This window comes from Pleomorphochaeta sp. (assembly GCF_050031695.1).
In the GTDB taxonomy this organism is placed as follows: domain Bacteria; phylum Spirochaetota; class Spirochaetia; order Sphaerochaetales; family Sphaerochaetaceae; genus Pleomorphochaeta.
In genome coordinates, this window is the sequence record NZ_JBNAIC010000051.1 from 1 (window position 1) to 23,407 (window position 23,407).

24 protein-coding genes and 1 tRNA gene are annotated in these 23,407 nt (G+C 28.2%); 19 read left to right on the forward strand and 6 right to left on the reverse strand.

Annotation, left to right across the window (positions count from 1 at the left end):
• Positions 1-450: 450 nt before the first annotated feature.
• Positions 451-522: transfer RNA gene (locus ACPKM0_RS08935), tRNA-Val, on the reverse strand.
• Positions 523-712: 190 nt separating this feature from the next.
• On the opposite strand from ACPKM0_RS08935, the gene ACPKM0_RS08940 reads away from it, so the two are divergent.
• From ACPKM0_RS08940 to ACPKM0_RS08980, 9 genes are all read left to right on the forward strand, one after another.
• Positions 713-2,218 carry an ABC transporter substrate-binding protein gene (locus ACPKM0_RS08940; protein WP_472475265.1) on the forward strand — a complete coding sequence of 502 codons (1,506 nt, stop codon included), beginning with the start codon at positions 713-715 and terminating at the stop codon, positions 2,216-2,218.
• A 70-nt stretch (positions 2,219-2,288) separates the two neighbouring features.
• Positions 2,289-3,230: an ABC transporter permease gene (locus ACPKM0_RS08945; RefSeq protein WP_472475267.1), complete on the forward strand. Its 942-nt coding sequence runs from the start codon at positions 2,289-2,291 to the stop codon at positions 3,228-3,230.
• A gap of 8 nt (positions 3,231-3,238) precedes the next feature.
• On the forward strand, positions 3,239-4,060 hold the full coding sequence (locus tag ACPKM0_RS08950) for an ABC transporter permease (RefSeq protein WP_472475268.1): 822 nt from the start codon (positions 3,239-3,241) through the stop codon (positions 4,058-4,060).
• Complete coding sequence (locus ACPKM0_RS08955; protein WP_472475270.1) at positions 4,053-5,024, forward strand: ABC transporter ATP-binding protein; 972 nt, start codon at positions 4,053-4,055, stop codon at positions 5,022-5,024. The genes ACPKM0_RS08950 and ACPKM0_RS08955 overlap by 8 nt, the downstream gene beginning before the upstream one ends.
• Positions 5,024-5,773: an ABC transporter ATP-binding protein gene (locus tag ACPKM0_RS08960; protein WP_472475272.1), complete on the forward strand. Its 750-nt coding sequence runs from the start codon at positions 5,024-5,026 to the stop codon at positions 5,771-5,773. The genes ACPKM0_RS08955 and ACPKM0_RS08960 overlap by 1 nt, the downstream gene beginning before the upstream one ends.
• Before the next feature lie 20 nt (positions 5,774-5,793).
• Entirely contained in the window at positions 5,794-6,612 is an 819-nt protein-coding gene (locus ACPKM0_RS08965; protein WP_472475273.1) for a putative ABC transporter permease, read from the forward strand.
• Between the two features lie 86 nt (positions 6,613-6,698).
• The gene (locus ACPKM0_RS08970; protein ID WP_472475274.1) at positions 6,699-7,373 is read left to right on the forward strand and encodes a YggS family pyridoxal phosphate-dependent enzyme; all 675 of its coding nucleotides are present in this window, start codon (positions 6,699-6,701) and stop codon (positions 7,371-7,373) included.
• Between the two features lie 10 nt (positions 7,374-7,383).
• Positions 7,384-7,719, forward strand: coding sequence for a hypothetical protein (locus ACPKM0_RS08975; RefSeq protein ID WP_472475276.1), 336 nt, complete (start codon positions 7,384-7,386; stop codon positions 7,717-7,719).
• Between the two features lie 4 nt (positions 7,720-7,723).
• Positions 7,724-8,755 carry an RluA family pseudouridine synthase gene (locus tag ACPKM0_RS08980; RefSeq protein WP_472475277.1) on the forward strand — a complete coding sequence of 344 codons (1,032 nt, stop codon included), beginning with the start codon at positions 7,724-7,726 and terminating at the stop codon, positions 8,753-8,755.
• Here the strand turns inward: ACPKM0_RS08980 and ACPKM0_RS08985 are convergent.
• Positions 8,752-9,372 (reverse strand): MBL fold metallo-hydrolase, encoded by a 621-nt coding sequence (locus ACPKM0_RS08985; RefSeq protein WP_472475278.1) that lies wholly within the window; start codon positions 9,370-9,372, stop codon positions 8,752-8,754. The two genes, ACPKM0_RS08980 and ACPKM0_RS08985, sit on opposite strands and share 4 nt — an antisense overlap.
• A complete protein-coding gene (locus tag ACPKM0_RS08990; protein ID WP_472475279.1) occupies positions 9,369-9,947 on the reverse strand; it encodes a pentapeptide repeat-containing protein in 579 nt (192 codons plus the stop codon). Before ACPKM0_RS08990 ends, ACPKM0_RS08985 begins: the two co-directional genes overlap by 4 nt.
• A 63-nt stretch (positions 9,948-10,010) precedes the next feature.
• Between ACPKM0_RS08990 and rsgA the strand changes: the two genes are divergently transcribed.
• The 3 genes from rsgA to udp all read left to right on the forward strand — a co-directional run bounded on the left by rsgA (position 10,011) and on the right by udp (position 14,183).
• Complete coding sequence (rsgA, locus tag ACPKM0_RS08995) at positions 10,011-10,970, forward strand: ribosome small subunit-dependent GTPase A (RefSeq protein WP_472475280.1); 960 nt, start codon at positions 10,011-10,013, stop codon at positions 10,968-10,970.
• The gene (locus tag ACPKM0_RS09000) at positions 10,967-13,321 is read left to right on the forward strand and encodes an endonuclease MutS2 (RefSeq protein ID WP_472475281.1); all 2,355 of its coding nucleotides are present in this window, start codon (positions 10,967-10,969) and stop codon (positions 13,319-13,321) included. Before rsgA ends, ACPKM0_RS09000 begins: the two co-directional genes overlap by 4 nt.
• Before the next feature lie 79 nt (positions 13,322-13,400).
• Positions 13,401-14,183 (forward strand): uridine phosphorylase, encoded by a 783-nt coding sequence (gene udp / locus ACPKM0_RS09005; protein WP_472475283.1) that lies wholly within the window; start codon positions 13,401-13,403, stop codon positions 14,181-14,183.
• Positions 14,184-14,248: 65 nt separating this feature from the next.
• On the opposite strand, the gene ACPKM0_RS09010 is transcribed toward udp, so the two are convergent.
• The 3 genes from ACPKM0_RS09010 to ACPKM0_RS09020 form a co-directional block, all read right to left on the reverse strand.
• The gene (locus ACPKM0_RS09010) at positions 14,249-14,920 is read right to left on the reverse strand and encodes a peroxiredoxin (protein WP_472475284.1); all 672 of its coding nucleotides are present in this window, start codon (positions 14,918-14,920) and stop codon (positions 14,249-14,251) included.
• Between the two features lie 151 nt (positions 14,921-15,071).
• Positions 15,072-15,386, reverse strand: a complete 315-nt coding sequence (locus ACPKM0_RS09015) for a GIY-YIG nuclease family protein (protein WP_472475286.1) — start codon at positions 15,384-15,386, stop codon at positions 15,072-15,074.
• Between the two features lie 86 nt (positions 15,387-15,472).
• Positions 15,473-15,931 carry a hypothetical protein gene (locus ACPKM0_RS09020; RefSeq protein WP_472475287.1) on the reverse strand — a complete coding sequence of 153 codons (459 nt, stop codon included), beginning with the start codon at positions 15,929-15,931 and terminating at the stop codon, positions 15,473-15,475.
• Between the two features lie 294 nt (positions 15,932-16,225).
• Here ACPKM0_RS09020 and ACPKM0_RS09025 point away from each other — a divergent pair, with 294 nt between their 5' ends.
• The 7 genes from ACPKM0_RS09025 to ACPKM0_RS09055 are packed head-to-tail and all read left to right on the forward strand — an operon-like array spanning position 16,226 to position 23,378.
• Entirely contained in the window at positions 16,226-16,822 is a 597-nt protein-coding gene (locus ACPKM0_RS09025; protein WP_472475289.1) for a V-type ATP synthase subunit E family protein, read from the forward strand.
• 10 nt (positions 16,823-16,832) lie between these two features.
• Positions 16,833-17,366 (forward strand): DUF2764 family protein, encoded by a 534-nt coding sequence (locus ACPKM0_RS09030; RefSeq protein ID WP_472475290.1) that lies wholly within the window; start codon positions 16,833-16,835, stop codon positions 17,364-17,366.
• An 11-nt stretch (positions 17,367-17,377) separates the two neighbouring features.
• A complete protein-coding gene (locus tag ACPKM0_RS09035) occupies positions 17,378-19,135 on the forward strand; it encodes a V-type ATP synthase subunit A (protein ID WP_472475291.1) in 1,758 nt (585 codons plus the stop codon).
• 12 nt (positions 19,136-19,147) lie between these two features.
• Positions 19,148-20,449 (forward strand): V-type ATP synthase subunit B, encoded by a 1,302-nt coding sequence (locus ACPKM0_RS09040; RefSeq protein ID WP_472475293.1) that lies wholly within the window; start codon positions 19,148-19,150, stop codon positions 20,447-20,449.
• Between the two features lie 8 nt (positions 20,450-20,457).
• Positions 20,458-21,069, forward strand: coding sequence for a V-type ATP synthase subunit D (locus tag ACPKM0_RS09045; protein WP_472475294.1), 612 nt, complete (start codon positions 20,458-20,460; stop codon positions 21,067-21,069).
• Positions 21,070-22,911 (forward strand): V-type ATP synthase subunit I, encoded by a 1,842-nt coding sequence (locus ACPKM0_RS09050; RefSeq protein WP_472475296.1) that lies wholly within the window; start codon positions 21,070-21,072, stop codon positions 22,909-22,911. It begins immediately after the preceding gene.
• 29 nt (positions 22,912-22,940) lie between these two features.
• Positions 22,941-23,378 carry a V-type ATP synthase subunit K gene (locus ACPKM0_RS09055; protein ID WP_472475297.1) on the forward strand — a complete coding sequence of 146 codons (438 nt, stop codon included), beginning with the start codon at positions 22,941-22,943 and terminating at the stop codon, positions 23,376-23,378.
• Positions 23,379-23,407: the final 29 nt, after the last annotated feature.

Here is a 23,407-nt window from a genome sequence, read left to right on the forward strand (position 1 = left end):
ATAGCGCTTATTGTTAAGATTGTTAATAATTTTTTCATAATTTTGTTTTCCTTTAAAATAAATAGTTTTTTTGTTTTTGTTTTCTTTATGTTTAAACTATACAATAGGATGTAACTTATGTCAACACATTTTACAAAAAAAATAATAAAAAGTTATATAATGTAATAAATACTTACAATATAACGATTTATACTTATACGACTTGCTACATTTATAGAAAAATATCAAAAAAAATATTTTGATAAGAATTTTATTCTTATAAACTCTATTACCAATTTATTTATATGTTGGAATAAATAATAGAAATTAAACAGTTAATATAGATTAGTTTTTATAAAAAGAAGAAGAGGAGATAAATAGAGGACTAATAAGTAAACAAAGAAATCTTTGAATATTAAGATTTGAAAAGGGATAAAAAAAGATCCTCAATAAATGAGAATCTTTTATTAGTGAGCGGAGAGGGATTTGAACCCCCGACCAGTTGCGTGTAAAGCAACCGCTCTCCCACTGAGCTATCCGCCCGAGTACGTTATGGAATATATCAAACTTACCTTTATTTAGTCAACATCAAATTTTAAAAAAAATAAATTTTTTTTGAATTTGTAAAAATTACGGAATTTTTATATTTAATTGTACTAGTTTCATTGTTTATTTTTTTGTATAATGTGAATTATAACACATATTATTGATTTTTTGTGTAAGGGGTTTGGGTATGAAGAAAAATAAAATAATTAGTTTATTTTTTATTTTAGTAATTTTATTGTCAGTAAGTTGTAGTAAAGAGGAAAAAGATATTGAAATAATAGATGATGTTGTAAGAATTAATATAGCATCAGAACCTGATTCGTTAGATCCGTGGTTAAGTGCTGCGGTTGATACTAAAGCAATATTTAATAATGTTTTTGAAGGGTTAATGAATTTTGATTATGATGGTTCATTATATCCAGCTATAGCAAAAGAAGTTAATATAAATGATAATCAGGATGAATATACTTTTTTATTAAGAGATAATGTATATTTTCATAATGGTGAACAATTAACTAGTGAGGATGTTGTATATACTTATGATAATTTAATGCATATGAGTGGCGATATTGCAAATTCTGCAGCATATAGTGGTATTAAAAGTATAGAAGCTATTGATGACTTTAGTGTTAAATTTATTTTAGATAAACCTTCTAGTGCCTTTTTATCTACTGCAACTATAGCAATTACACCGAAAGGGTATGAAAATCAAGCTACAACTCCGATAGGAACTGGACCATATAAATTTATTGAATATATACCATCTCAAAAAGTAGTATTAGAAAGGTTTGATGATTATTATAATAAAGAAAGAATGCCAACAATCAAAACTGCTGAAGTATATATAATTAGTGATGAAGCTTCTGTTGTTAGTGCTTTAAAATCTAATCAACTTGATATTGCTATTATTTCGAGTGACAATGCAAAATTATTAGAAGAAGATTATAAAATTGATAGTTCTCCAATGAATATGGTAATACTTTGGGCATTAAATAATGAAAGTGAACCTTTAAATAATGAAAAAGTAAGATTAGCTTTAAATTTATTAGTTAATAGAAATGATATTATTGATGGTGTATTTGGAGGCTATGGTACTCCATTATATACTAATTTTTCTCCTGTAATGGATTTTTATTATAATCATGATTTAGATAATTATTTTGAAAGAGATTTAGAAAAAGCAAAAGAGCTTTTAATAGAAGCTGGATATGAAGATGGGTTTGATTTGGAAATAACTGTTCCTTCTAATTATTATCAACATGTTAATTCTGCACAAATTATTGCAAGTGAAGCAGAAAAAATTAACATAAATATTTCGATTAAGAGTGTTGAGTGGGGTACTTGGTTAGAAGAAGTTTATACAGATAGGAATTATCAAAGTACTGTTATTGGGTTAGCAGGTAAGATAGATCCAAATGATATTTTATCTAGATATGAAACAACTTATAAAAGAAACTTTATAAATTATTCTAATAGTGAGTATGATAAGTTAATACAATTAGCTGCAAAATCTGTGGATGAAGAAGAAAGAGCTGATCTTTATAAAAAAGCACAACTTATTTTAAGTGAGACTAGTGCATCTGTTTGGTTATGTGATCCAAATAATACTGCAGCAATGAGAAATGATTTAGTTGGATATAAATATTACCCCGCAGGATTAATAGATTTTGCAAGTATGTATTATGAAAAATAATTAGCTTCATCTAGTAGCTATGATTTATTAAAATATAGTATAATAGTCATATATTTTTATAGGGATAATTATGCTATATTTTTTTAAAAGATTTATTAATACATTAATTACTATATTTTTAGTATCTATAATAACTTTCTTTATATTTAATATATTACCTGGAGATCCAGCTCAAGTTATTTTAGGACTTGATGCTAGTGAAGAACAAATAATACAATTAAGAGATACTATGGATTTAGATTCTCCGAATATTGTTAGATATATAAATTGGGTAGAAAATTTAATTAAAGGCGATTTAGGTATATCATATAAATATCAAAAGCCTGTAGCCCCAATATTATTTGCTGCATTAAAAGTTACATTACAACTTTCTTTTCTATCGTTAATTTTAACATTAATTATTGCAATACCTTTTGGATTATTATTAGTCTCAAAAAGAAATAAGAAGAGTTATATCCCTTTATCTATTCTATCGCAACTAGGAATGAGCATCCCCTCATTTTGTTTAGGTATATTTCTAATTGCTATATTTACAGTTAATCTAAATATTTTGCCATCAATTGGATATGTTTCTTTTAGTGAAAATCCATTAATGAATGTTCGCAGTTTATTATTACCTAGTCTTTCAATTGCAATAGGGGCTTCATCTATTGTTGTTAGATATTTAAATACTAGTGTAAATCAACAAATGAAAATGGACTATGTAAGAACTGCATACAGTCTTGGATTAAGTGAAAAAACCGTTCTTTATAAACAAGTTCTAAGAAATGCCCTTATACCTGTAATTACTATTATCGGGTTAATAGTTACTGATATTTTGGCAGGTAGTATAATAGTTGAAAATGTTTTTTCGTTACCTGGTATAGGTAAATTAATAACTTCAAGTATTACCAGTAGAGATTTACCTCTAATTCAAGCTTTAGTTTTGTATTTATCATTGATTGTAGTTTTTGTAAACTTCATCATTGATATTTTATATAAATTTATTGATCCAAGAATAAGGATAAAGTAGGAAATAAAATGAAAAAATATTTTAAGAATAAAAATTTTCTAACAGGCTTTATATTTCTATCCTTTATTCTAATAGTAATATTATTAGGAATGATTAAACTTCCTTTCGAAATCAATAATATTGATATTTCTAATAAATTACTTTCTAGTTCAAAAGAGCATTTACTTGGAACAGATCATCTTGGAAGAGATATATTATCTAGAATAATGGTAGGTGCAAGATTAAGTGTTGAGATAGGATTTTATGTTGTTCTATTAGGGTTTATTATAGGAACACCTATAGGAGCCATTGCAGGTTATTATTCAAAATATATTGATGAAATAATAAAAAAAGTAATAGATACTTTAATGTCTTTCCCTGGTGTATTAATTGCATTAATGATAATTGCTGTATTTGGAGTAAGTACTAAAAATATAATAATAGCTTTAACGATAATGAGTATTCCTCGTTTTGCAAGAATTGCTAGAGGTGGATACTATTCATATAAGAATTCACCTTTTGTACTAGCGACAAAAGCCCGTGGAGCAAGTAATTTTAGGATAATGGTGATACATATATTTAATCATATATATGGTGAGATAATTGTTACTGCTTCTTTGACTTTTGCATCAGCTGTATTATCAGAGGCTGGTCTTAGTTATTTAGGACTTGGTATACAACCTCCAAATCCTAGTTTGGGTAAAATGGTTAGTGAAGCACAAGGTTATATATTACAAAAACCATCTTATGTTATTATTCCATCAATTTTTATAATAATTTTAGTTATGGGATTTAATTTATTAGGTGATGGAATAAATAAAGTAATAGAAGAGAATAAAGAAAATGAATAAAAGTATTTTGGAAATTCAAAATTATACACTTTCCTTTTTAATAAATAAGAATTTAGTTAAAGCTGTTGATGATGTAAGTTTATCAATAAATAAGGGAGAATTTGTAGCTTTAGTTGGAGAAAGTGGCTGTGGAAAAAGTTTAACGGCTTTATCTATTTTATCTCTATTACCTCAAAATACAAAAAAGCTTGAAGGTCAAATAATTTATGATGAAAAAAATTTAATAGATTTAGATATAAAAGAATTAAATAAAATTAGGGGAAATGAAATCTCAATGATATTTCAAGAACCTATGACAGCTTTAAATCCATTGATAAAAGTAAATAAGCAAATCACACAAGCGATAAAAGTTCATAATCAAAATGAGATTAATTATAAAGAAAAGATATATAAAATGTTAGAAATGGTTGGTCTTGAAGATGTTGATAGAGTATATAATTCATATCCTCATCAACTTTCAGGAGGAATGAGACAAAGAGTTATGATTGCTCAAGCATTAATTAATAATCCAAGTCTTTTAATAGCCGATGAGCCAACTACCGCATTAGATGTAACAATACAAAATCAAATATTAAAAATATTAAAAGATATGAATACTAATTTAAACAATGCTGTTTTATTCATTTCACATGATTTGTCTTTAGTGAAAAAGTTTAGTGATAAAATATATGTAATGTATGCTTCAATGATAGTTGAAAGTGCTAGTTCTAGTGATATTATAAATAATGCTAAACATCCATATACAAAAGCTTTATTAAAAAGTTTACCATCTGTTGAAAAAAAGGGCTCTACGTTAGATTCGATAGAAGGTGTTGTTCCAAAATTAGAAAATAGAAAAAATAATATGTGTCCATTTGCTCCTAGATGTAAATTTGCTAAAGAAATTTGTTTTGAGAAAAAACCGAAATTAGAAAAGATAGAGAACTCCTTTGTGCGTTGTCATTTTGCGAAGGAGTTAAATTAATGAGTATAGTAAAAATGAGTAATGTTTCTTTTTCCTATAAAAACAAAGAAATATTAAATAATGTTAGTTTTGAGATTAAAAGAGGAGAAACTTTTGGTTTAGTTGGAAATAGTGGCTCAGGTAAGAGTACTATTGCTTTATTGCTTTTAAAATTAGTAGGTGATTATACAGGCTCTATAAAAATTGAAGATAAAGAACTTAGGGAAATAAAAAAGAGAAAAGATTTAAAAAACTTTTATAGAAATGTACAAATAGTTTTTCAAGATCCATATAGTTCATTAGATAGTAAAAAAACTGTTGGTTATTTGATTGAGGAACCTCTTACTATACATAAAATAGGATTAAAAAAAGAAAGAGAAGAAAAAGTAAATAATATTATGAAACTTGTTGGCCTAGATTTAAAATACAAAACTAGTTATCCTCATCAACTCTCTGGTGGCTTAAGACAAAGATTAGCAATCGCTATTGCATTAATTTTAGAACCTAAAATCATAGTATTAGATGAGTGTGTTTCTGCTTTAGATATTAGTATTCAAGCAGGTGTTTTAAATTTATTAAATGAATTAAAGAGAGAACTTAATCTAACTTTCCTTTTTATTTCTCATGATTTAAATGTTGTAGGTTATATTTGTGATAGAATTGGTGTAATAAATGATGGAAAAATTATAGAGATACAAGAAACGACAAAACTCTTTAAAAATCCAATTGATTCATATACTAAAAAACTGTTTAATAACAGTTATTACTAGAATATTGAGGTTTGTAAAATATGATTAATAATGAAATAATTTTCTTTTTTATTTATTGCTTTGTAGGATGGGTATGCGAAGAAGTTTATTGTTCCATCGGTGAGAAAAAAATAGTCTATAGAGGGTTCTTATATGGGCCATATTTACCAATTTATGGTTTTGGTGCAATGAGTGTACTTTTTTTATTAGATCCTTTTATTGATAATATAGTTTTATTATTTTTTGCAGGAATGATTGTAACAAGTATTATAGAATATATAGGTTCTTACCTTTTAGAAAAAGTATTCCATATTAAATTATGGGATTATAGTAAGAATTTTATGAATATAAATGGTCGAGTTTGTTTATTAAACTCAACAATGTTTGGTGTACTGAGTTTGGCAATGGTTTATATTATTCATCCATTTGTTGAGAGTATAGTTGCTATGATACCAGCTGTTGGTCAATATTATATAGCTATGGCAATTGTTTTAGTAATGTCTTTTGACTTTGCTCTATCTTCAGCTAAAATGTTATCATTTAATAAAGCTCTTGAAGAATTTAGAGATAGAAGTGAAGAAGTTAAAGAAAAAATCTTATCTGCTCAAAACCATGAAAAAGCAGAAGAGTTTATTCAAAATATTAAAGATAAATGGGCAGAAGAATCAGCTTCTAGAAAAGCTAAACTTGCTAGAAGAAATAGAAGAATTATTATGGCTTTCCCTAGCATGAAAAGTAGAAATAACTTTATAGATACTGAAATGGATAAAGTAAAAGCAGAGTTTTCAGCTTGGGTTTTAAGAGGAAAACAACAATTTAAAGAATTAAAAGAAAAGAGAAAATTATATACAAGAAAATAATATAGGAGGAATATAATTTATATATTGAAATAAATACTTTTTATATAATTAATGTATTTATATTATATAGTTTATATAACATTAAAATGAAATCAATTTTAGATGAAATTAATAGTCAAATAACAAGTGAAAACAAAAATGTTAAATTAATGTGTGTTAGTAAAACTCATCCTTTTCAAGCAATAGAAGAAGCATATAGTTTAGGTGAGAGATTATTTGGAGAAAATAGAGTCCAAGAGGTTGAGTCAAAGTTTCCTAAGAAGGAAGATAGATATAGTGATTTAAATCTTCATTTAATTGGGCATCTTCAATCTAACAAAACTAAAAAAGCTGTTGAGTTATTTGATTCTATTGATAGTGTTGATTCAGTAAAATTGATAAATAAAATAAATAAATTTGCTGCTGAAAGAGATGAAGTTATTGAAATAATGCTAGAATATAATAGCTCTAAAGATGTAAATAAGACTGGTTTTGAAACATATGAAGCTATAAAAGAAGCTGCAGAATTAGCTATTGAGTTAGATAATGTTAAATTAACAGGTCTTATGACTATTGGACCACTATATGGTGATGATAAAGATATTAGAGCTGCTTTTAAATTAGTTAAAAATATAAAAGATAAGTTAGAGAAAGAATTATCTTATGAAATAAAAGAACTAAGTATGGGTATGAGTGGGGATTATGAGATTGCTATTGAAGAAGGTTCTACTATAATAAGAGTAGGTACTAAAATTTTTGGCAATAGAGATTATTCTAAATAAGGAAATACAAATGAAAAGAAAGCTTATTGCATTATTATTAATAATCATGTTATCTTCATCAAGTGTTTTTTGTGATAGTGTTGAATTTGATGATTATGAAGCATATACAATTGATGAATTTCCAGAGTGGAGTTGGAAGCTTAGAAGAGGAGAAAGTTTATTTTTTGGATCTTTAGCAATTACTCTCCCTTTAACAATTGTGGCATATAATGCAATAACTAGTACTTCTTGGGTTGATAGTCCTTCAGACGATGATTTTACAAATTTCACATACCAATTATCCATTGCAGCTATTTTATCTTTATCGATAGCAGTAGGTGATTATATTATAGGAGAGCTTGAATAAACCGATGGCAAATAAAGAAGTAAGTTATGAATTAATTGTAGAGGATGTTGAATCTAAAGTTAGAGTTGATAGCTATATAGCATCTCATATTGAAAATATTTCAAGATCTCTAGTTTCAGATAAATCAACAGAAATATATATTGATAATAAAAAAGTAAAAAATAGTGCTAAAGTAAAAAATGGACAAAAAATTTTACTTAAATATAGTGAGGAATTCTTCGAAGGTATTGAAGGAGAGAAACTAGATTTTAGAGTTATTTATGAAGATAAGGATATTTTTGTTATAAATAAAAAACAAGGAATTGTTGTTCATCCTGGAGCTGGTAATTATCACAATACTGTAGTTAATGGATTAGTTGATCGTTATGGTGATAACTTTGCTTCATCTTTTGAAGAGATAGAAGAAGAAGAGAGTGAATTTATTGATGAAAGTGCTAATTTAAGACCTGGGATTGTCCATCGTCTTGATAAAGATACTAGTGGAACAATGGTTATTGCTCTCAATAGAGAAAGTCAAAGAGATTTATCAGAACAATTTAAAGATAGAAAAACTAGTAAGATATACATAGCTTTAGTAAAGGGATATTTTGATAAGAGGAGAGGTAGAATTACTGATAATCTTATAAGAGATCCAAAAGATAGAAAAAAATTTATTACTTGTGAAAAAGATAGGGGAAAGACTGCTGATACTAGTTATTTAGTATTAAAACAGTATAGAGGTTACGCTTTAGTTAGAATCAATATTCATACAGGTAGAACTCATCAAATTCGTGTACATCTAAAAAGCATAAATCACCCTATATTAGGTGACCCAATTTATTCTAATACAGATAAAAAGTTTAGAGATTCTTCATTAATGCTTCATGCCTTACAATTAGATATAAAGCATCCAAAGACAGGAGAAAAAATGCGTTTTAGAGCAGCAATGCCAAATCGTTTTAAAGATATAATTAAAACTTTAGACCCTTTTGTATTAGAAAAGGGTCAAGAGAAAAAATATTATGAAACTGCAGTTAAATTAAAGAAAAAAAACTAGAATCGATTATTTTTTTCAAGTCGAATTTGATTTCTAAGCCAAGGAGATGCTGTCTCTTCAGTTAAGTCAGGGTTAAATAATATTTCGTTTTTAATTTTGCTTGGTGCTCCATGGCCTGGAAATACTATTATATTATCATTAAAATTTAATAATTTCTTTTTTATAATCTGAATTAATAATGATCTTTCCATATAACCTGGTGTGGAGCCTATTCTTGATGCCATTAATGTATCCCCTGTGAAAATAGCATGGCCAATTTTGTAAACTAAAGAATCAACACTGTGTCCTGGTAAATGCATAACTTTTACATCAATACCAGCACAACTAATGGTTGTGTCTTCTTTTATTTCAGTAACAGGGAAATCGTATACTTTAGAAGTATAAGCATATATTTTAGGTTGATATAATTTTAAAAGTGTTCCAACCCCTCGGGTATGAGACTCATGGCGATGTGTTAATAATATAGTACTAATAGTGTAATTATTTCTTTCAATTATGCTAATTAATTCATTATCTACATGGCCAGGATCTATAAGAATTGCTTCTCCACCTTTTTTTGATCCAACAACATAAGTGTTACAAAAGCCTACTACTGAAAAATGTTGATAAATTCTCATTTTGTTGCATCCTCATAATTTGAATATTTGAAATTCAAACGTCGTTGTTCTGTTTCTCTAAAGTCGGCTTTTTTTAGATTACAATCTTCATAATTTACATCTCTTAAACAAGAATTACAAAATGTTGTAAAATATAAATCACAACAACTAAAATCACAGAACCAAGCATCTATTCCTGAGAAATTATTGTGAATTAAAAGTGAATTAGAAAAATTGCAATTCAATATTTTACTTCCTGAAAAAACTGAATATCTAATATCAGTATCACTAAATACACAATTATCAAATAAGCAAAAGTCAAAAAAACAAGTTGTAAATTTAGATCCTGAGAAATCTACGTTTCTAAATGTACAAAATGAAAAATTTGAAGATGAAAAATTTCTTTGTTTTGTAGATATATTTTCAAATTCTGCATGAGATAGTGTAATATCACGAATAAGATCTTCATTTTTCATAAGATCATATATAATTTCTAATAATTGTTCTTTGTTTTCACTGTGTCTGTAGCAATAATCACTACCTAATGTTGCAAAAGCATTACAATTTTCTTTTTTACAAGTTTTAAAGTTAAACATATTTTTATGATTATCAAAAACTTATAGCTTGTCAAGTTTTTTCCTTTTGTCTAACATAGAAATATGATTGGAAGAATAATACGTGGTATAAATAACATATATAATGTTGAACTAGATGAAAAAGTTTATGAATGTCGAATAAAAGGAAAATTATTAAATGATGTAAGCAATGAATATAATCCTTTAGCAGTTGGAGACTTTGTCGAATTTGAAGAAACTAATGAAGGTGAAGGCTTAATAATAAAACGAGAGAAGAGAATAAATAGTTTTCAAAGATGGAACATGAAAGGGAAGTGTAACCAAACTGTAGTTGCTAATATGGATTTATTAGTTTGTGTATCAAGTTGTGCAAATCCTCCTTTTAGACCTCGTTTTATAGATAGAGTAATCGCTTGTTCAAATAATGCGAAAATATTAATCGTGTTGAATAAAAGTGATTTTGAATTAAGTGAATTAGAAGAAGAGAGATTTAATCTCTTTAAAGAACTTGGTTATGATACTGTTTTAGTTAGTGCAAAAGAAAATAAAGGCATAGATGAATTAATAAAGAAAATAGAAAATAAAGTTGTAGCTTTTGTTGGTCAAAGTGGGGTTGGAAAATCTACTTTAATTAATATGATTTTAGATACTGATCAAAGGACTAATGAAATTAGTGAAAAATATGATAGAGGTAGGCATACAACAAATTACTCTTTACTTTTAAGAAAAGATAATATTACTATTGTTGATACTCCTGGAGTTAGAGAAATTATGGTTCCTCACAGAGATCCTGTTGAAATTGCAAATTCTTTTCCTGAATTTATTTTAAATAATGAAAAGTGTTCATTTTCAATGTGTACTCATACCAATGAACCTGATTGTGAAATAAAAAGATTAGTTGAAAACGGATCAATTAATGTAGATAGATATGAAAGTTATTTAAGAATGATAGATTCTTTATCACTACAAGGTCCTAAATGGAAAGGAAGTTCAAATTCAACTAGTAAAGCAAGATATAAAATACCGAAGAAAAAAAAGAAATGAAATTATCAAAAAAAACATTAATAGACTTAGGTTTTTACCAAGTTTTAGAAAATATAGAAAACAATTTATTATATGAAGATTCAAAGATATCTTTATACAAAAGGTCTTTTTTCAGTGAAAAAGAAGAAATATTAAAATTTCAAGATAAATTAGAAGATTTTATTGCCATCTTAGATAATCCTGAAACAATAAAACCTAATAGTTTTCCACCTATTGTAGAAATATTCGAAATAATAAAGAAAAATTATCAAAGTATAGATGGATCAAATTTATATAATGCAGCTTCATTTATTAATAGTGCAGAAATATTATATAAAGTTATACATTCCCCAATTTTTGATAATAAGGAATCAAATAATATAAATTATTTATTAAGTGATTCAATTAGCGAAGATTTAATTAATTACAAAAATGAAGTTTTTTATGCTCTTGATGAAAGTGGAAAGGTCAAAGATAGTCATCCATTAATTAGAAGTTTAGTAAAAAAAGTTGAAAAATCTAAAAGGGATAGATCTTCTTTTACAAAAGAATATATTAAAAATAATAAAGTAAATCTTCAAAATGATTTAGAAACTGTAAGAGATGATAGAATTGTTCTTCCAGTTAAAAATGATGCTAAATCTAAAGTTCAAGGGTTTGTTCATGGTAGCAGTGCTAGTGGCAATACTTTGTTTATAGAACCATATAAGATGGTGGAGTATAATAATCTAGTTGTATTAGCTGAACAACAAATACAAATTGAAATTGCAAAAATTTATGCAAAATTAAATTCTCTATTAATCAAATGCATTAATGAACTAAAGACTTTATCCTCTTTAGTAATAAAAGTTGATATTATATATGCTTTTGCAAGATGGGTTATTAAAAATAATTGTACAAGAGTAGATTTAAGCGAGAATAAAATAAAATTATTATATGCTAGGCACCCTTTACTTGGAGAAAAAGCTGTCCCAATTACATTAGATATTGAAAATGATATTAAATGTATTGTCATATCTGGACCTAATGCAGGAGGGAAGACAGTAACTATTAAAACAGTAGGCTTATTTTCTGCTTTAAATCAATTCATTGGTTATATTCCTGCAGAAGAGGGCTCTTCATTACCAATATTTGATAAAATTTATACAGATATTGGCGATGAACAAAGTATTGAACAAGAATTATCTACATTTAGCGGACATATGAATTCCTTAGCTAAAATACTTAGAAATTGTACTAATAACTCTTTAGTGATATTAGATGAATTAGGTTCAGCAACAGATCCTATAGAGGGAGGAGCTATTGCTCAAAGTGTAGTTGATTATCTTCTAAAAAATTCTAAATATTCATTAATTACCTCGCACTTAGCTTCTCTTAAACATAAAGCTTATGTTTCTAATGAAATGTTAAATGCTTCTATGGAATTTAATGAAGATTCTCATTTGCCAACTTTTAGAGTTGTTTGTGGACTTCCTGGAGATTCTCATGCTATAGATACTGCAATTAGAATGAAATTACCAAAGCAAGTAATAAAAAATGCTCAAAATTATTTAGGTGATGAACAGTTGCAGATAGGCGAAATAGTAAAAAGATTAGAAAATGAAAGAGTTGAAGTTGAAAAAAGGTTATTACAGCTTGATAAACAAGAAAGTGAATTAAAGGTTTTAAAAACTCAAGTAGAACTATATAAACTTAAACTTAATCAAAAAGAACATATATTAAAAAAAGAACAATCTACCGAATTATCCCGATATATTAATCAAAGTAGAAAAGATTTAGAAAATTTAGTTAATAAATTAGTTACTGGCGAGATAACTAAAGAGAAAACAAGAGAAGTAAAGAAATTTATTAATAAATTAAATTTAAAAGAAGAATCTGTTATTGAAGAACTTGAAAAAGAAGAGGTTGAAATATCTTTTAAGAGAGAACCTTTTGTAATTAAAGAAGGCTTAACTGTTCTTTGTGGGAATTCAAAGAGGGAAGGAGTAGTTCTTAAATCTGATGGAAAGAAAAAATGGATAGTTCAAGTTGGTTCTTTAAGAATTTCTTTTAAAGAAAAAGATTTATATCAAGCTGAAAAAACTCAAGTAGAGAAAAAGGTTAGTGTTTCATATAGTAATCAAACTCCAAGACCAAAAGCAAATATTGATGTTAGAGGTTATACTTTAGAAGAAGCTTTAGATATTGTTAGAAATCAATTAGAGGCTTGTTTAGTTCATAATTTTAGTTCTTTTTCTATAATTCACGGTTATGGTGATGGAATATTACAAAAAGGTATTCATCAATATTTAAAACAACAATCACAAGTAAAAGATTATAGATTTGCTATTCCATCTGATGGTGGAATGGGCAAAACTTTTGTTATGCTTTAATTAAAAATTATTGCAACTTTTTTGTTTTGGGTGTTATAATAGGTACTCTGTTTAATTTATTAATCATAGGAGGCTAATAATGTCAGATTACATGAATGGAACTGGTATCCAATACCATTTACATATTAAAGAAGGTGATGTTGGTAAGTATGTAATACTTCCAGGAGATCCTAAAAGATGCGCTAAAATTGCAAAATATTTTGATAATCCAAAACTAATTGCAGATAATAGAGAATATATCACATATACAGGATATTTAGATGGGGAAAAAGTTTCAGTAACTAGTACTGGAATTGGTGGACCCTCTGCTTCTATAGCAATGGAAGAATTATATAAATGTGGTGCAGATACTTTTGTTAGAGTTGGAACTTGTGGTGGAATTGCATTACCTGTTATGGGAGGCGATGTTGTTGTTGCAACTGGAGCTATACGTTTTGAAGGAACAAGTAAAGAATATGCACCAATTGAATTTCCAGCAGTTGCTAATTTTGATGTTGTTCAAGCTTTGAATCAAGCTGCTAAAGAGCTTGGGTTTAATTATCATACTGGTATTGTTCAATGTAAAGATTCTTTCTATGGTCAACATTCACCAGATTTAATGCCTGTAAGCTATGATTTAAATAACAAATGGGAAGCTTGGAAAAGACTTGGTGTTCTAGCAAGTGAAATGGAAAGTGCCGCATTATTTACAGTCGCTTCATATTTAGGTGCTAGATGTGGTAGTGAATTCTTTGTTGTAGGAAATCAAGAAAGAGAAAAACTTGGTATGGAAAATCCAATTTTACATGATACTGAAAGTGCTATCAAAGTTGTAATACAAGGTGTTAGGAATTTGATAAAAATGGATAAAGAAAATAATTAATAAATAATAAAGGCTATTGAATGATAAACTTCAATAGCCAAAATTAATATTATGGAAAATTAAAATTAATTTTTTTCTTTTTTAAAACACATAAACCAATCTAAACAGTACATATCATCGTCATTGCTTTCAACTCTTTCTTTAGCTGTACCACAACTGCCTGCTGGTGGGATTATAAAGTCATCGCCTTCTCTCCAATCTGCTGGAGTTGCACAGTTTTCTTTGTCAGCTTTTTGTAAAGCAACAATAATTCTTTTTAATTCGTCAAAATTTCTACCAGTTGATAGTGGATAATATAGAATAGTTCTAATAACGCCTTGTGGATCAATAATAAACACAGCTCTTACAGCTTGTGTATTTGATTGATTAGGTTGAATCATTCCATATTTTTTAGCAACATCCATTTTTATATCTTCAATTAAAGGGAATTTGACTTCTAAATTTTTCATACCATTCCATTCTAATTCGCTTATTTTTCTAAGCCATGCAATGTGTGAATAAAGTGAATCAACAGATAACCCAATCAATTCAGTATTTAGATCTTTAAAATCTTGTTCTAAATGAGCAAAAGTCATGAATTCAGTTGTACATACAGGTGTGAAATCTGCTGGATGTGAAAAAAGAATTACCCATTTTCCTTCGTAATCTTCAGGGAACTTAATTTGTCCTTGAGTAGTTGTTGCTTCAAAGCTAGGTGCTTTGTCTCCTAATAATGGCATTTTGTAAAATTCTTCCATTTTTGTTATCTCCTAAATTTAATTTTATTTCTTATTGACTTAAATATAATACTAATGAGAATGGATGTCAATAAGAATTTTATAATTAATGATAATGATTATTAATAAGAAAGTAAAAAGAGATACCAACTTCAAAATTGGTATCTTATTTTTAATAGAAAAGGATATTTTTACTTTGTAAAATATTTTTAGCTTTTTCTAATAATATATCTAAATCTTCATCATCTTTTTGAATTATAAAAGGATCAATTGCAAAGACTTCTAATCCTATTTCACTATATTCAGATTGCAATTCTTGATTATCATAAAATCCTAAATCAAGTTGGAAACGAATATTTTTACTATCTTCTATTATATCTTTACTGATTAATAGCAAAGTTTTTTCACTTTGAATATTATAAACTCTAATAATACCTTTTGTTGGTTCACTATTTAAATAATGTTGTAAATTTGGACTTTTTAACATATTCCCTCGTTTATTTTTGTATTAGTTATAATATCAAAAATAAATAGAAGGATGTAGATAGTTGAACATTTTTTTTAATTTAATTTTTAAGATTCTAAGAATACAGCATAATCATCTTGATTTTGTTCTACATTATCAATATATTTTGTAACTTTTATATCATTATCATAGATAGTGAATTCATAAGTAATTGAAGAGTTAGCACTATTAGTAAAACTTATTTCAAAAGTAGCTTCATCAGTCTCCGTTTCTTCTGTATATTGTGTTTCTATATTATATTTTTTTAGATTATCACTATCAAATTCTGCTGCCCAGTCAAGATAGTTTTCTTCATCTTCAGATAAATCGTTTAAATCCTTATTAATTACGTTAATGCTTGTTGCTGAAATTTTAACAGTACCTATATATCTTCCTTCAGTATCTCCTAAAATATTAAAAGATCCGGTAAGTTCATTGGGTAAATCATTTAAGTTAAAAGTATCGCAAGAACTTAATATAAATATAATAGTTAGTACAAATAATAACAAAACTTTTTTATTTTTCATAAAATATAGACTCCTTTTATATAAAATTGATGAGTTAATTTTAACAATTGTTAGTTAAGAAATCAAAGAAGAAAATCAATTTATTGTCAAAAAAATATAAAATTTGTTATATAGATATATTTTTATTGGATAAAATTTTATTTATTGAGTAATAAAAATAACAGAATTAGTATGATTATGGAAGAAAAAATATAATAAAGCATTAGACATAAAATTAAGTTTTTAGTATATTTATAAGCGTTGTATTTTGTTTTATTAAAAAAACGCTAAATTTATAAAGGTAGGTATTATACTATGGCACAACAAATTCAGGATTTGGTTGATTCAATTCAAAAAGAAGGAATTGAGAAAGCCAATAAACAAGCTGAGCAAATAATAGCTGAAGCCAATAAAAAGGCTGAGGATATTATTACAAGTGCTAAGAAAGATGCAAAAAAAGCACTTTCTGACGCAGATAAAGAGATTGCTTTACGTGATCAAAGTGCAAAAGCCTCTTTAACTCAAGCTGCTCGTGATGTTCAATTATCATTGAAAAAAGCATTAACCGAACAAATAAATACTTTGTTAGAAGAAAAAGTTTCAAATGCATTTAAAACTAAAGATTTTGTTAAGTTAATTAAAGAAGTTATTTCTTTAGATTTTTGTGATGTAAAAAGCACAGAACTTCAAATCAGTGAAAAAGATTATGAAGCTTTAGCTGCTACATTAACAAAAGAACTTGGCGATAAGATTAAAAAAGGTTTAGAAATTAAACCTGTAAAATCCGTAAACGTAGGTTTTAAATTAGCTGATAAAGATGGTTCAGGTTATTTTGATTTCACTGAAGAAGCTACTGCTAAACTAATGATTCCTTTCCTTTCTCCAGCAATAGCTAAAATTGTTTTTAATTAAGGGGTGATTCGTGGCTTCTTATTATTATTTAGTTGCAACATTACCAATGTTAAGATATGAAGATTCATCACCTTTTTCTTGTGAAGAATTTTTAACTATCTGTAAAAGTAATGTTAGTAAAAAAGACTATAAAATCATCTCAGAGGCCCTTTCAGGTAATAATGCATCACATCCATTTGTAAAAAAATGGTATCAATTTAATACGAGTGTAAATAAAGAATTATCAGAACAAAGAAGTAAAAAGCTTAATATCAATGATGATAAATATAAAAACACCAATGATAAAGAGTTTAGAATTGTTGAAGGTGTAAGAGCTGCTTTAGCCGCTAAAAATGCTTATGAAGGGGAACTTCTATTGATGAAGTTATATTGGAAGTACTTAGATGAAGAAAGTACTAACCATGTTTTTGATTTACAAGGATTATTAGCGTTTGCTATTAAGCTAAAACTTTTAGAGAGAAAATCTCGTTTTGATACAGTAGAAGGAAATAACGAATTTAAAAAGTTATTAAGTAATCTACAATCAACAATGAATAGCAATTAATGGAGAAAATGATGGATAAAATGAAAGGACGCGTCATCGGCGTCAATGGAAATATGGTAAATGTAGAATTTGAGAATTCTATTTCCAAGAACGAGGTAGGTTATATCCATGTAGGTGATACTCGTTTAAAGAGTGAAGTAATTAGAATTAACTCAAATGTTGCAAGTTTACAAGTTTTTGAATCAACTACAGATGTTTCAGTTGGTGATAAAGTTGAATTCACAAGTGAAATGCTTAGTGTAGAATTAGGTCCTGGACTATTAAAACAAATTTATGATGGTCTACAAAACCCTCTACCAGATTTAGCTGCTGAATGTGGATTCTTCTTACAAAGAGGTGTTTATTTAGATCCTATCCCTAATCTTGATTGGGATTTTACACCTGTAGCAAAAGTTGGTGATATCGTAACAGCTGGTGATACATTAGGTACAGTTCCAGAAGGTTTATTTACACACCAAATTATGGTTCCTTTTAATTTAACTAGAGGGGAATGGAAAGTTAAAAAGATTGTAAAAAAAGGCACTTACAATGTAAGAGCTAATATTGCTACAATTGAAAATGAAAATGGCGATACTAGAGAATTAACAATGGTTGTTTCTTGGCCTGTTAAAGTTCCGATTACCTGTTATGAAGAAAGACTTAGACCTGATGAACCATTAGTAATGAAAATTAGAATTATTGATACTTTCTTACCTGTTGCAAAAGGTGGTACATTCTGTGTTCCAGGTCCTTTTGGTGCTGGCAAAACTGTTCTTCAACACATGGAAAGTAAAAATGCTGATGCTGATGTTGTAATTATCGCAGCATGTGGAGAAAGAGCAGGGGAAGTTGTAGAAGTATTAAAAGAGTTCCCAGAATTAATTGACCCAAAAACAAACAAGAGTTTGATGGAAAGAACTATTATTATTTGTAATACATCTTCAATGCCTGTAGCAGCTCGTGAAGCTTCTGTTTATACAGCAGTAACAATGGCTGAATATTATAGACAAATGGGATTAAATGTATTGCTTTTAGCTGATAGTACTTCAAGATGGGCTCAAGCTATGAGAGAAATGAGTGGTAGACTTGAAGAAATTCCAGGTGAAGAAGCTTTCCCTGCATATTTAGAAACTCGTATTGCTGAATTCTATGAAAGAGCTGGAAAAGTTAAATTAAAAGATGGAAGAACTGCTTCTGTTACAATTGGTGGTACAGTATCTCCAGCTGGTGGTAACTTTGAAGAACCTGTAACTCAAGCAACATTAAAGGTTGTTGGTGCATTCCATGGTTTATCAAGAGAAAGAAGTGATGCAAGAAAATATCCTGCAATTAACCCTCTTGATTCATGGTCAAAATACAGTGGTGTAATTGATGAAACAAAAGTTGGTTACGCAAGAAGTATTTTATTTAGAGGTGGAGAAGTTAATCAAATGATGAAAGTTGTTGGTGAAGAAGGTACAAGTACAAATGACTACATTACCTACCAAAAAAGTGAATTACTTGATGCTGTATATCTACAACAAAACTCTTTTGATCCAGTTGATGCTTCAGTTATAGTTGAAAGACAAGAATATTCTTTTAATTTGTTATTCAAAGTTATTAGTGCAAATTTCAAATTACATGACAAGAAAGAAGTTCGTTCTTTCTTTAATGAAATTAGACAAAAATTCTTAGACTGGAATAACGTTGAATTCAAGAGTAAAAGATTTGAACAAATTGAGAATGAAATTAAAGCTCAATTTGATAGTAATTTTGTAAGCTTTGATGAAAAAGCTGAAAAATTTATATAATTGGAGTGAGAAATGCAAAAAGTATATACCAAAATTGAATCTATTGTAGGTAATGTTATTACTGTTAGAGCAAAAGGTGTAAAAAATGGAGAACTTGCTATTGTTACAACTGCAACTGGGGAGAGCTATGCAAATGTTATTAAATTACAAAATGATTTAGTTTCACTTCAAGTATTTTCAGGTGCTGCAGGTATTTCAACAGGTGATAAAGTTCGTTTCTTATCACACTCTATGAAAGTATCATACAGTGATGATTTATTAGGAAGAATTTTTACTGGTAGTGGAGTTCCAAGAGACAAAGGTCCTTTATTAGAGGATAATATGATTGATATTGGAGGACCATCAGTTAACCCAGCTAAGCGTATTATTCCAAGAAATATGATTAGAACAGGTATTCCTATGATTGATATTTTCAACACACTTGTTGAAAGTCAAAAATTACCTATTTTCTCTGTATCTGGTGAACCATATAACCAATTATTAGCTAGAATTGCTATGCAAGCTGAAGTTGATTTAATTATTTTAGGTGGTATGGGTTTAAAATATGATGACTATCTATATTTTAAAGATACCCTTGAAAAAAGTGGTGCTATGAGTAGAACTATCATGTTTATTCATACAGCAAGTGATCCAACAGTTGAATGTATGTTAGTTCCTGATATGGCTTTAGCTGTAGCTGAAAAATTTGCTATCGACGGTAAAAAAGTATTAGTATTATTAACTGATATGACAAACTTTGCTGACGCTATGAAAGAAATGGCTATTACTATGGACCAGGTTCCATCTAATAGAGGTTATCCAGGAGATTTATATTCTTCACTTGCTTCTAGATATGAAAAAGCTGTTGACTTTGAAGGTGCAGGCTCTCTTACTATTTTAGCAGCAACTACAATGCCAGGGGATGATGTTACTCACCCAGTTCCTGATAATACAGGTTATATTACTGAAGGTCAGTATTATCTTAAAGGTGGAAGGATTGAACCATTTGGCTCATTATCTCGTCTTAAACAACAAGTTAATAAAGATACAAGAGATGACCATAGAGCATTAATGGATGGTATGATTAAATTATATGCATCTTATAAAGAATCTCTTGAAAAGAAATCTATGGGTTTCCAAATGACAGAATGGGATGATAAATTACTTAAATATGGTCAATTGTTTGAAGCAAAAATGATGGATTTAAGTGTTAATATACCATTAGAAGAAGCTCTTGATTTAGGTTGGGAAATTTTAAGTCAATGTTTTGAACCTAATGAAACTGGATTAAAGAGTGATTTAATTATCGCACGTTGGCCTAAGAAGGAAGCTTAGGAGGTAAAATGGCAGTCAAATTGACCAAAAATGAGCAAAAAAAGCAAAAAGATCAGCTCAAACAATTTACTCGATATTTGCCAACTTTGCAGTTGAAAAAACAACAACTTCAAATGGTTATTAGAAATATCGAGCATCAAATTAAAGAGTTGCGTCTTGAGCAAGAAGCGCTTGTTAATGGAATGCAAGATTGGATTTGTGTTTATGCTGAAAACGCAGTTTTCGATAAAGGCATGAGTCTTTCTAATATTGTTAAGGTTGATAGGGTTGTTAAAGTTAAAAGTAATATAGCAGGTGTTACAATTCCAGAATTTAAAGAATTGACTTTTAAAGATATCTCTTATGATTTAGGAGATTATCCTTTATGGGTTGATGATGGGATAATAACATTAAAAGAATATGCTAGACTTGATGCTTTAATTGGAACCTTACAAGTACAAATTGAGTTGTTATCTAAAGAACTTAGAACAACTTCTCAAAGAGTAAACTTGTTTGAAAAGGTTAAAATTCCTGAAGCTAAAGAGAATATTAGAAAAATTGGCATTTACCTTGGTGACCAACAAGCAGCTGCTGTTGTAAGAGGAAAAATTGCTAAAAATAAAGTTGTGGGGGTATCCTAAATGATTGTACCCATGAAGAAAGTAAGTGTTATAGTTCAAGCTTATAAGAAAAATGAAATGCTTAGAACCTTAAGAAAAAATGGATTAATGCATATATATGCGACTAATTCAAAAAGTAAAAAAGGTGAAGAGTTAAAGAGTGAGCTTGATTTATTAAATGCTTCTAAAATGAGTATTGAGGATAATGTTGCTGATAGTAAAAACATCAAGCAAGAAGTGTTAAGTGAAAGTGATTTTATGACCTTGCACAATAGCATTATCTCAAAAATAGATGAAAAAAAACAAACAAGTGAATTAATAGTTAAAGATAAATTAACTATTGATAGAATTAAGAATTGGGGTAATTTTAATCCTAGTGATATTTTAAAACTTAAAGAAGAAGGTATAAAACTATATTTTTATACCTTAGGAAAAAAAGAATTAGCTACAATAGATGAAAACGTACAATATATTGAATTAGATTCAGTTGATAAGCAATGTGCGATAGCCGTTATTGATCAAAAGTTAGATCCTTCTTTTCCTGCAAAGTTTTTTGAATTACCTGATGAAAGTCTAAATTCACTTAAAGAAAGAGTAAATGTTAACAATAAAATTGTTGAAGACATTAATAATTATTTAGCAAGCAATTATAAATACATTGATATGTATGATCATTTTATTAAAAAATGTGAAATGGAAATGCATTTTGATAATGTATCATCTAGTGCAACTGATGGAGATAACTTAAGTTACATCACAGGTTATATACCTGAAACTAAATTTGAAAAGTTTGAAAAAGTTGCAAAGAAAAATAGTTGGGGCTATATGAGTGAAGATCCAAGTGAAGAAGATAATCCTCCAACTCTGATTAAATATCAAAAAGGTGTTGGAATTATTAAACCTTTATTTGATATTTTAGGTACAGTTCCAGGTTATCATGAAGGAGATATTTCTTTATGGTTCTTAATGTTCTTTACACTATTCTTTGCTATGATTATTGGTGATGCTGGTTATGGTCTAATATTCTTATTAGCATCTGTAGGTATGCATTATAAAACTAAAAAAGTTACAACTGCTAATATGTTGTTGTATGTTTTATCGATAGTTACGATAATTTGGGGTTCTTTAACTGGTACATGGTTTGGTTCAGAGACAATATTAATGAACACTCCTTTAAAGAATTTGGTAGTTCCAATTATTACGAACTTCCCATCTGATTTTGATTTAGCTTCGAAAACAACTCAAGATAATATAATGCAATTCTGCTTTATTTTGGGAACTATACAGTTAACACTTGCTGAAGTAATTAATATTGTAAGAAAAATTGGAAAGAAAGATATTTCATTTGTAGCAGATATCGGATGGACAATTGATATTTTAGTACTATATTTTGTAGTATTAAATTTAGTAATTCAAGCACCTTGTAATTACTCAATTGTTTTCCCATTGATAATTGTTGGATTTGTATTAGTAACATTATTTGGAGCACAAAAGCCAGGACAATCATTTAGTAATGGTTTAAAAGCTGGATTAGGTGCAATATTTACTAATTTCTTAGATACAATAAGTTGTTTCTCGAATTTAATGAGTTATATTCGTTTATTTGCAGTAGGATTAGCTACTTTGGCTATTGCTCAAAGTTTTAATTCTATGGCAGCCCCACTTATGGGTGGAGCAACAACTATCGTTGCAGTGCTTATCTTAATAATTGGACATTCATTGAATCTAGTAATGGGTTTATTATCTGTTATTGTTCATGGTGTTAGATTGAATTTATTAGAATTTTCTGGACAACTTGGAATGGAGTGGTCAGGAATAGAATACGATCCGTTTAGAGAAACGGTAAATGAAAATGTAAAATAGGTTGTATATATACAACTAAGGAGATTAAAATGAATAGTTTAGGTTTTATTGGATTAGCTTGTGCTTTAGCTGTTTCAGCAATGGGTTCTGCTTTAGGTGCAGGTATCGCTGCTCAAGCTGCTGTAGGTGGATGGAAAAAGTGTTATGCAAATGGTAAACCAGCTCCATTTATTATGGTTGCTTTTGCTGGGGCTCCTTTAACACAAACAATTTATGGTTTTCTATTAATGAATTTCATTAGTAGTGCATTAGCTTCTGGTGCTTCTCAAATATTAGCATTAGGTGTTGGATTATTTGGTGGTTTAGCAATTGGTTTGTCAGCTTTAATGCAAGGTAAAACTAGTGCAAATGCTTGTGATGCTTTAGCAGAAACTGGTAAAGGTACAGCAAACTACTTTATTGTAATTGGTATTGTTGAAACTGTAGCATTGTTTACTTTGGTATTCTCATTATTATTATTACAATAATCTAAGTACAATATATTTATATAAAAAAA

What these genes read in the sequence shown, in the direction of transcription:
- ACPKM0_RS09055 (WP_472475297.1), top strand. Translation starts at nt 22,941, where the DNA reads ATGAATAGTTTAGGTTTTATTGGATTAGCTTGTGCTTTAGCTGTTTCA.
- ACPKM0_RS08960 (WP_472475272.1), top strand. Translation starts at nt 5,024, where the DNA reads ATGAGTATAGTAAAAATGAGTAATGTTTCTTTTTCCTATAAAAACAAA.
- ACPKM0_RS08985 (WP_472475278.1), bottom strand. Translation starts at nt 9,372, where the DNA reads ATGAGAATTTATCAACATTTTTCAGTAGTAGGCTTTTGTAACACTTAT.
- rsgA (WP_472475280.1), top strand. Translation starts at nt 10,011, where the DNA reads ATGATTGGAAGAATAATACGTGGTATAAATAACATATATAATGTTGAA.
- ACPKM0_RS09020 (WP_472475287.1), bottom strand. Translation starts at nt 15,931, where the DNA reads ATGAAAAATAAAAAAGTTTTGTTATTATTTGTACTAACTATTATATTT.
- ACPKM0_RS09010 (WP_472475284.1), bottom strand. Translation starts at nt 14,920, where the DNA reads ATGGAAGAATTTTACAAAATGCCATTATTAGGAGACAAAGCACCTAGC.
- ACPKM0_RS09050 (WP_472475296.1), top strand. Translation starts at nt 21,070, where the DNA reads ATGATTGTACCCATGAAGAAAGTAAGTGTTATAGTTCAAGCTTATAAG.
- ACPKM0_RS09045 (WP_472475294.1), top strand. Translation starts at nt 20,458, where the DNA reads ATGGCAGTCAAATTGACCAAAAATGAGCAAAAAAAGCAAAAAGATCAG.
- ACPKM0_RS08980 (WP_472475277.1), top strand. Translation starts at nt 7,724, where the DNA reads ATGGCAAATAAAGAAGTAAGTTATGAATTAATTGTAGAGGATGTTGAA.
- ACPKM0_RS09000 (WP_472475281.1), top strand. Translation starts at nt 10,967, where the DNA reads ATGAAATTATCAAAAAAAACATTAATAGACTTAGGTTTTTACCAAGTT.
- ACPKM0_RS08955 (WP_472475270.1), top strand. Translation starts at nt 4,053, where the DNA reads ATGAATAAAAGTATTTTGGAAATTCAAAATTATACACTTTCCTTTTTA.
- ACPKM0_RS08945 (WP_472475267.1), top strand. Translation starts at nt 2,289, where the DNA reads ATGCTATATTTTTTTAAAAGATTTATTAATACATTAATTACTATATTT.
- ACPKM0_RS08965 (WP_472475273.1), top strand. Translation starts at nt 5,794, where the DNA reads ATGATTAATAATGAAATAATTTTCTTTTTTATTTATTGCTTTGTAGGA.
- ACPKM0_RS09035 (WP_472475291.1), top strand. Translation starts at nt 17,378, where the DNA reads ATGGATAAAATGAAAGGACGCGTCATCGGCGTCAATGGAAATATGGTA.
- ACPKM0_RS09040 (WP_472475293.1), top strand. Translation starts at nt 19,148, where the DNA reads ATGCAAAAAGTATATACCAAAATTGAATCTATTGTAGGTAATGTTATT.
- ACPKM0_RS09025 (WP_472475289.1), top strand. Translation starts at nt 16,226, where the DNA reads ATGGCACAACAAATTCAGGATTTGGTTGATTCAATTCAAAAAGAAGGA.
- ACPKM0_RS08990 (WP_472475279.1), bottom strand. Translation starts at nt 9,947, where the DNA reads ATGTTTAACTTTAAAACTTGTAAAAAAGAAAATTGTAATGCTTTTGCA.
- ACPKM0_RS08970 (WP_472475274.1), top strand. Translation starts at nt 6,699, where the DNA reads ATGAAATCAATTTTAGATGAAATTAATAGTCAAATAACAAGTGAAAAC.
- ACPKM0_RS08975 (WP_472475276.1), top strand. Translation starts at nt 7,384, where the DNA reads ATGAAAAGAAAGCTTATTGCATTATTATTAATAATCATGTTATCTTCA.
- ACPKM0_RS08940 (WP_472475265.1), top strand. Translation starts at nt 713, where the DNA reads ATGAAGAAAAATAAAATAATTAGTTTATTTTTTATTTTAGTAATTTTA.
- udp (WP_472475283.1), top strand. Translation starts at nt 13,401, where the DNA reads ATGTCAGATTACATGAATGGAACTGGTATCCAATACCATTTACATATT.
- ACPKM0_RS08950 (WP_472475268.1), top strand. Translation starts at nt 3,239, where the DNA reads ATGAAAAAATATTTTAAGAATAAAAATTTTCTAACAGGCTTTATATTT.
- ACPKM0_RS09015 (WP_472475286.1), bottom strand. Translation starts at nt 15,386, where the DNA reads ATGTTAAAAAGTCCAAATTTACAACATTATTTAAATAGTGAACCAACA.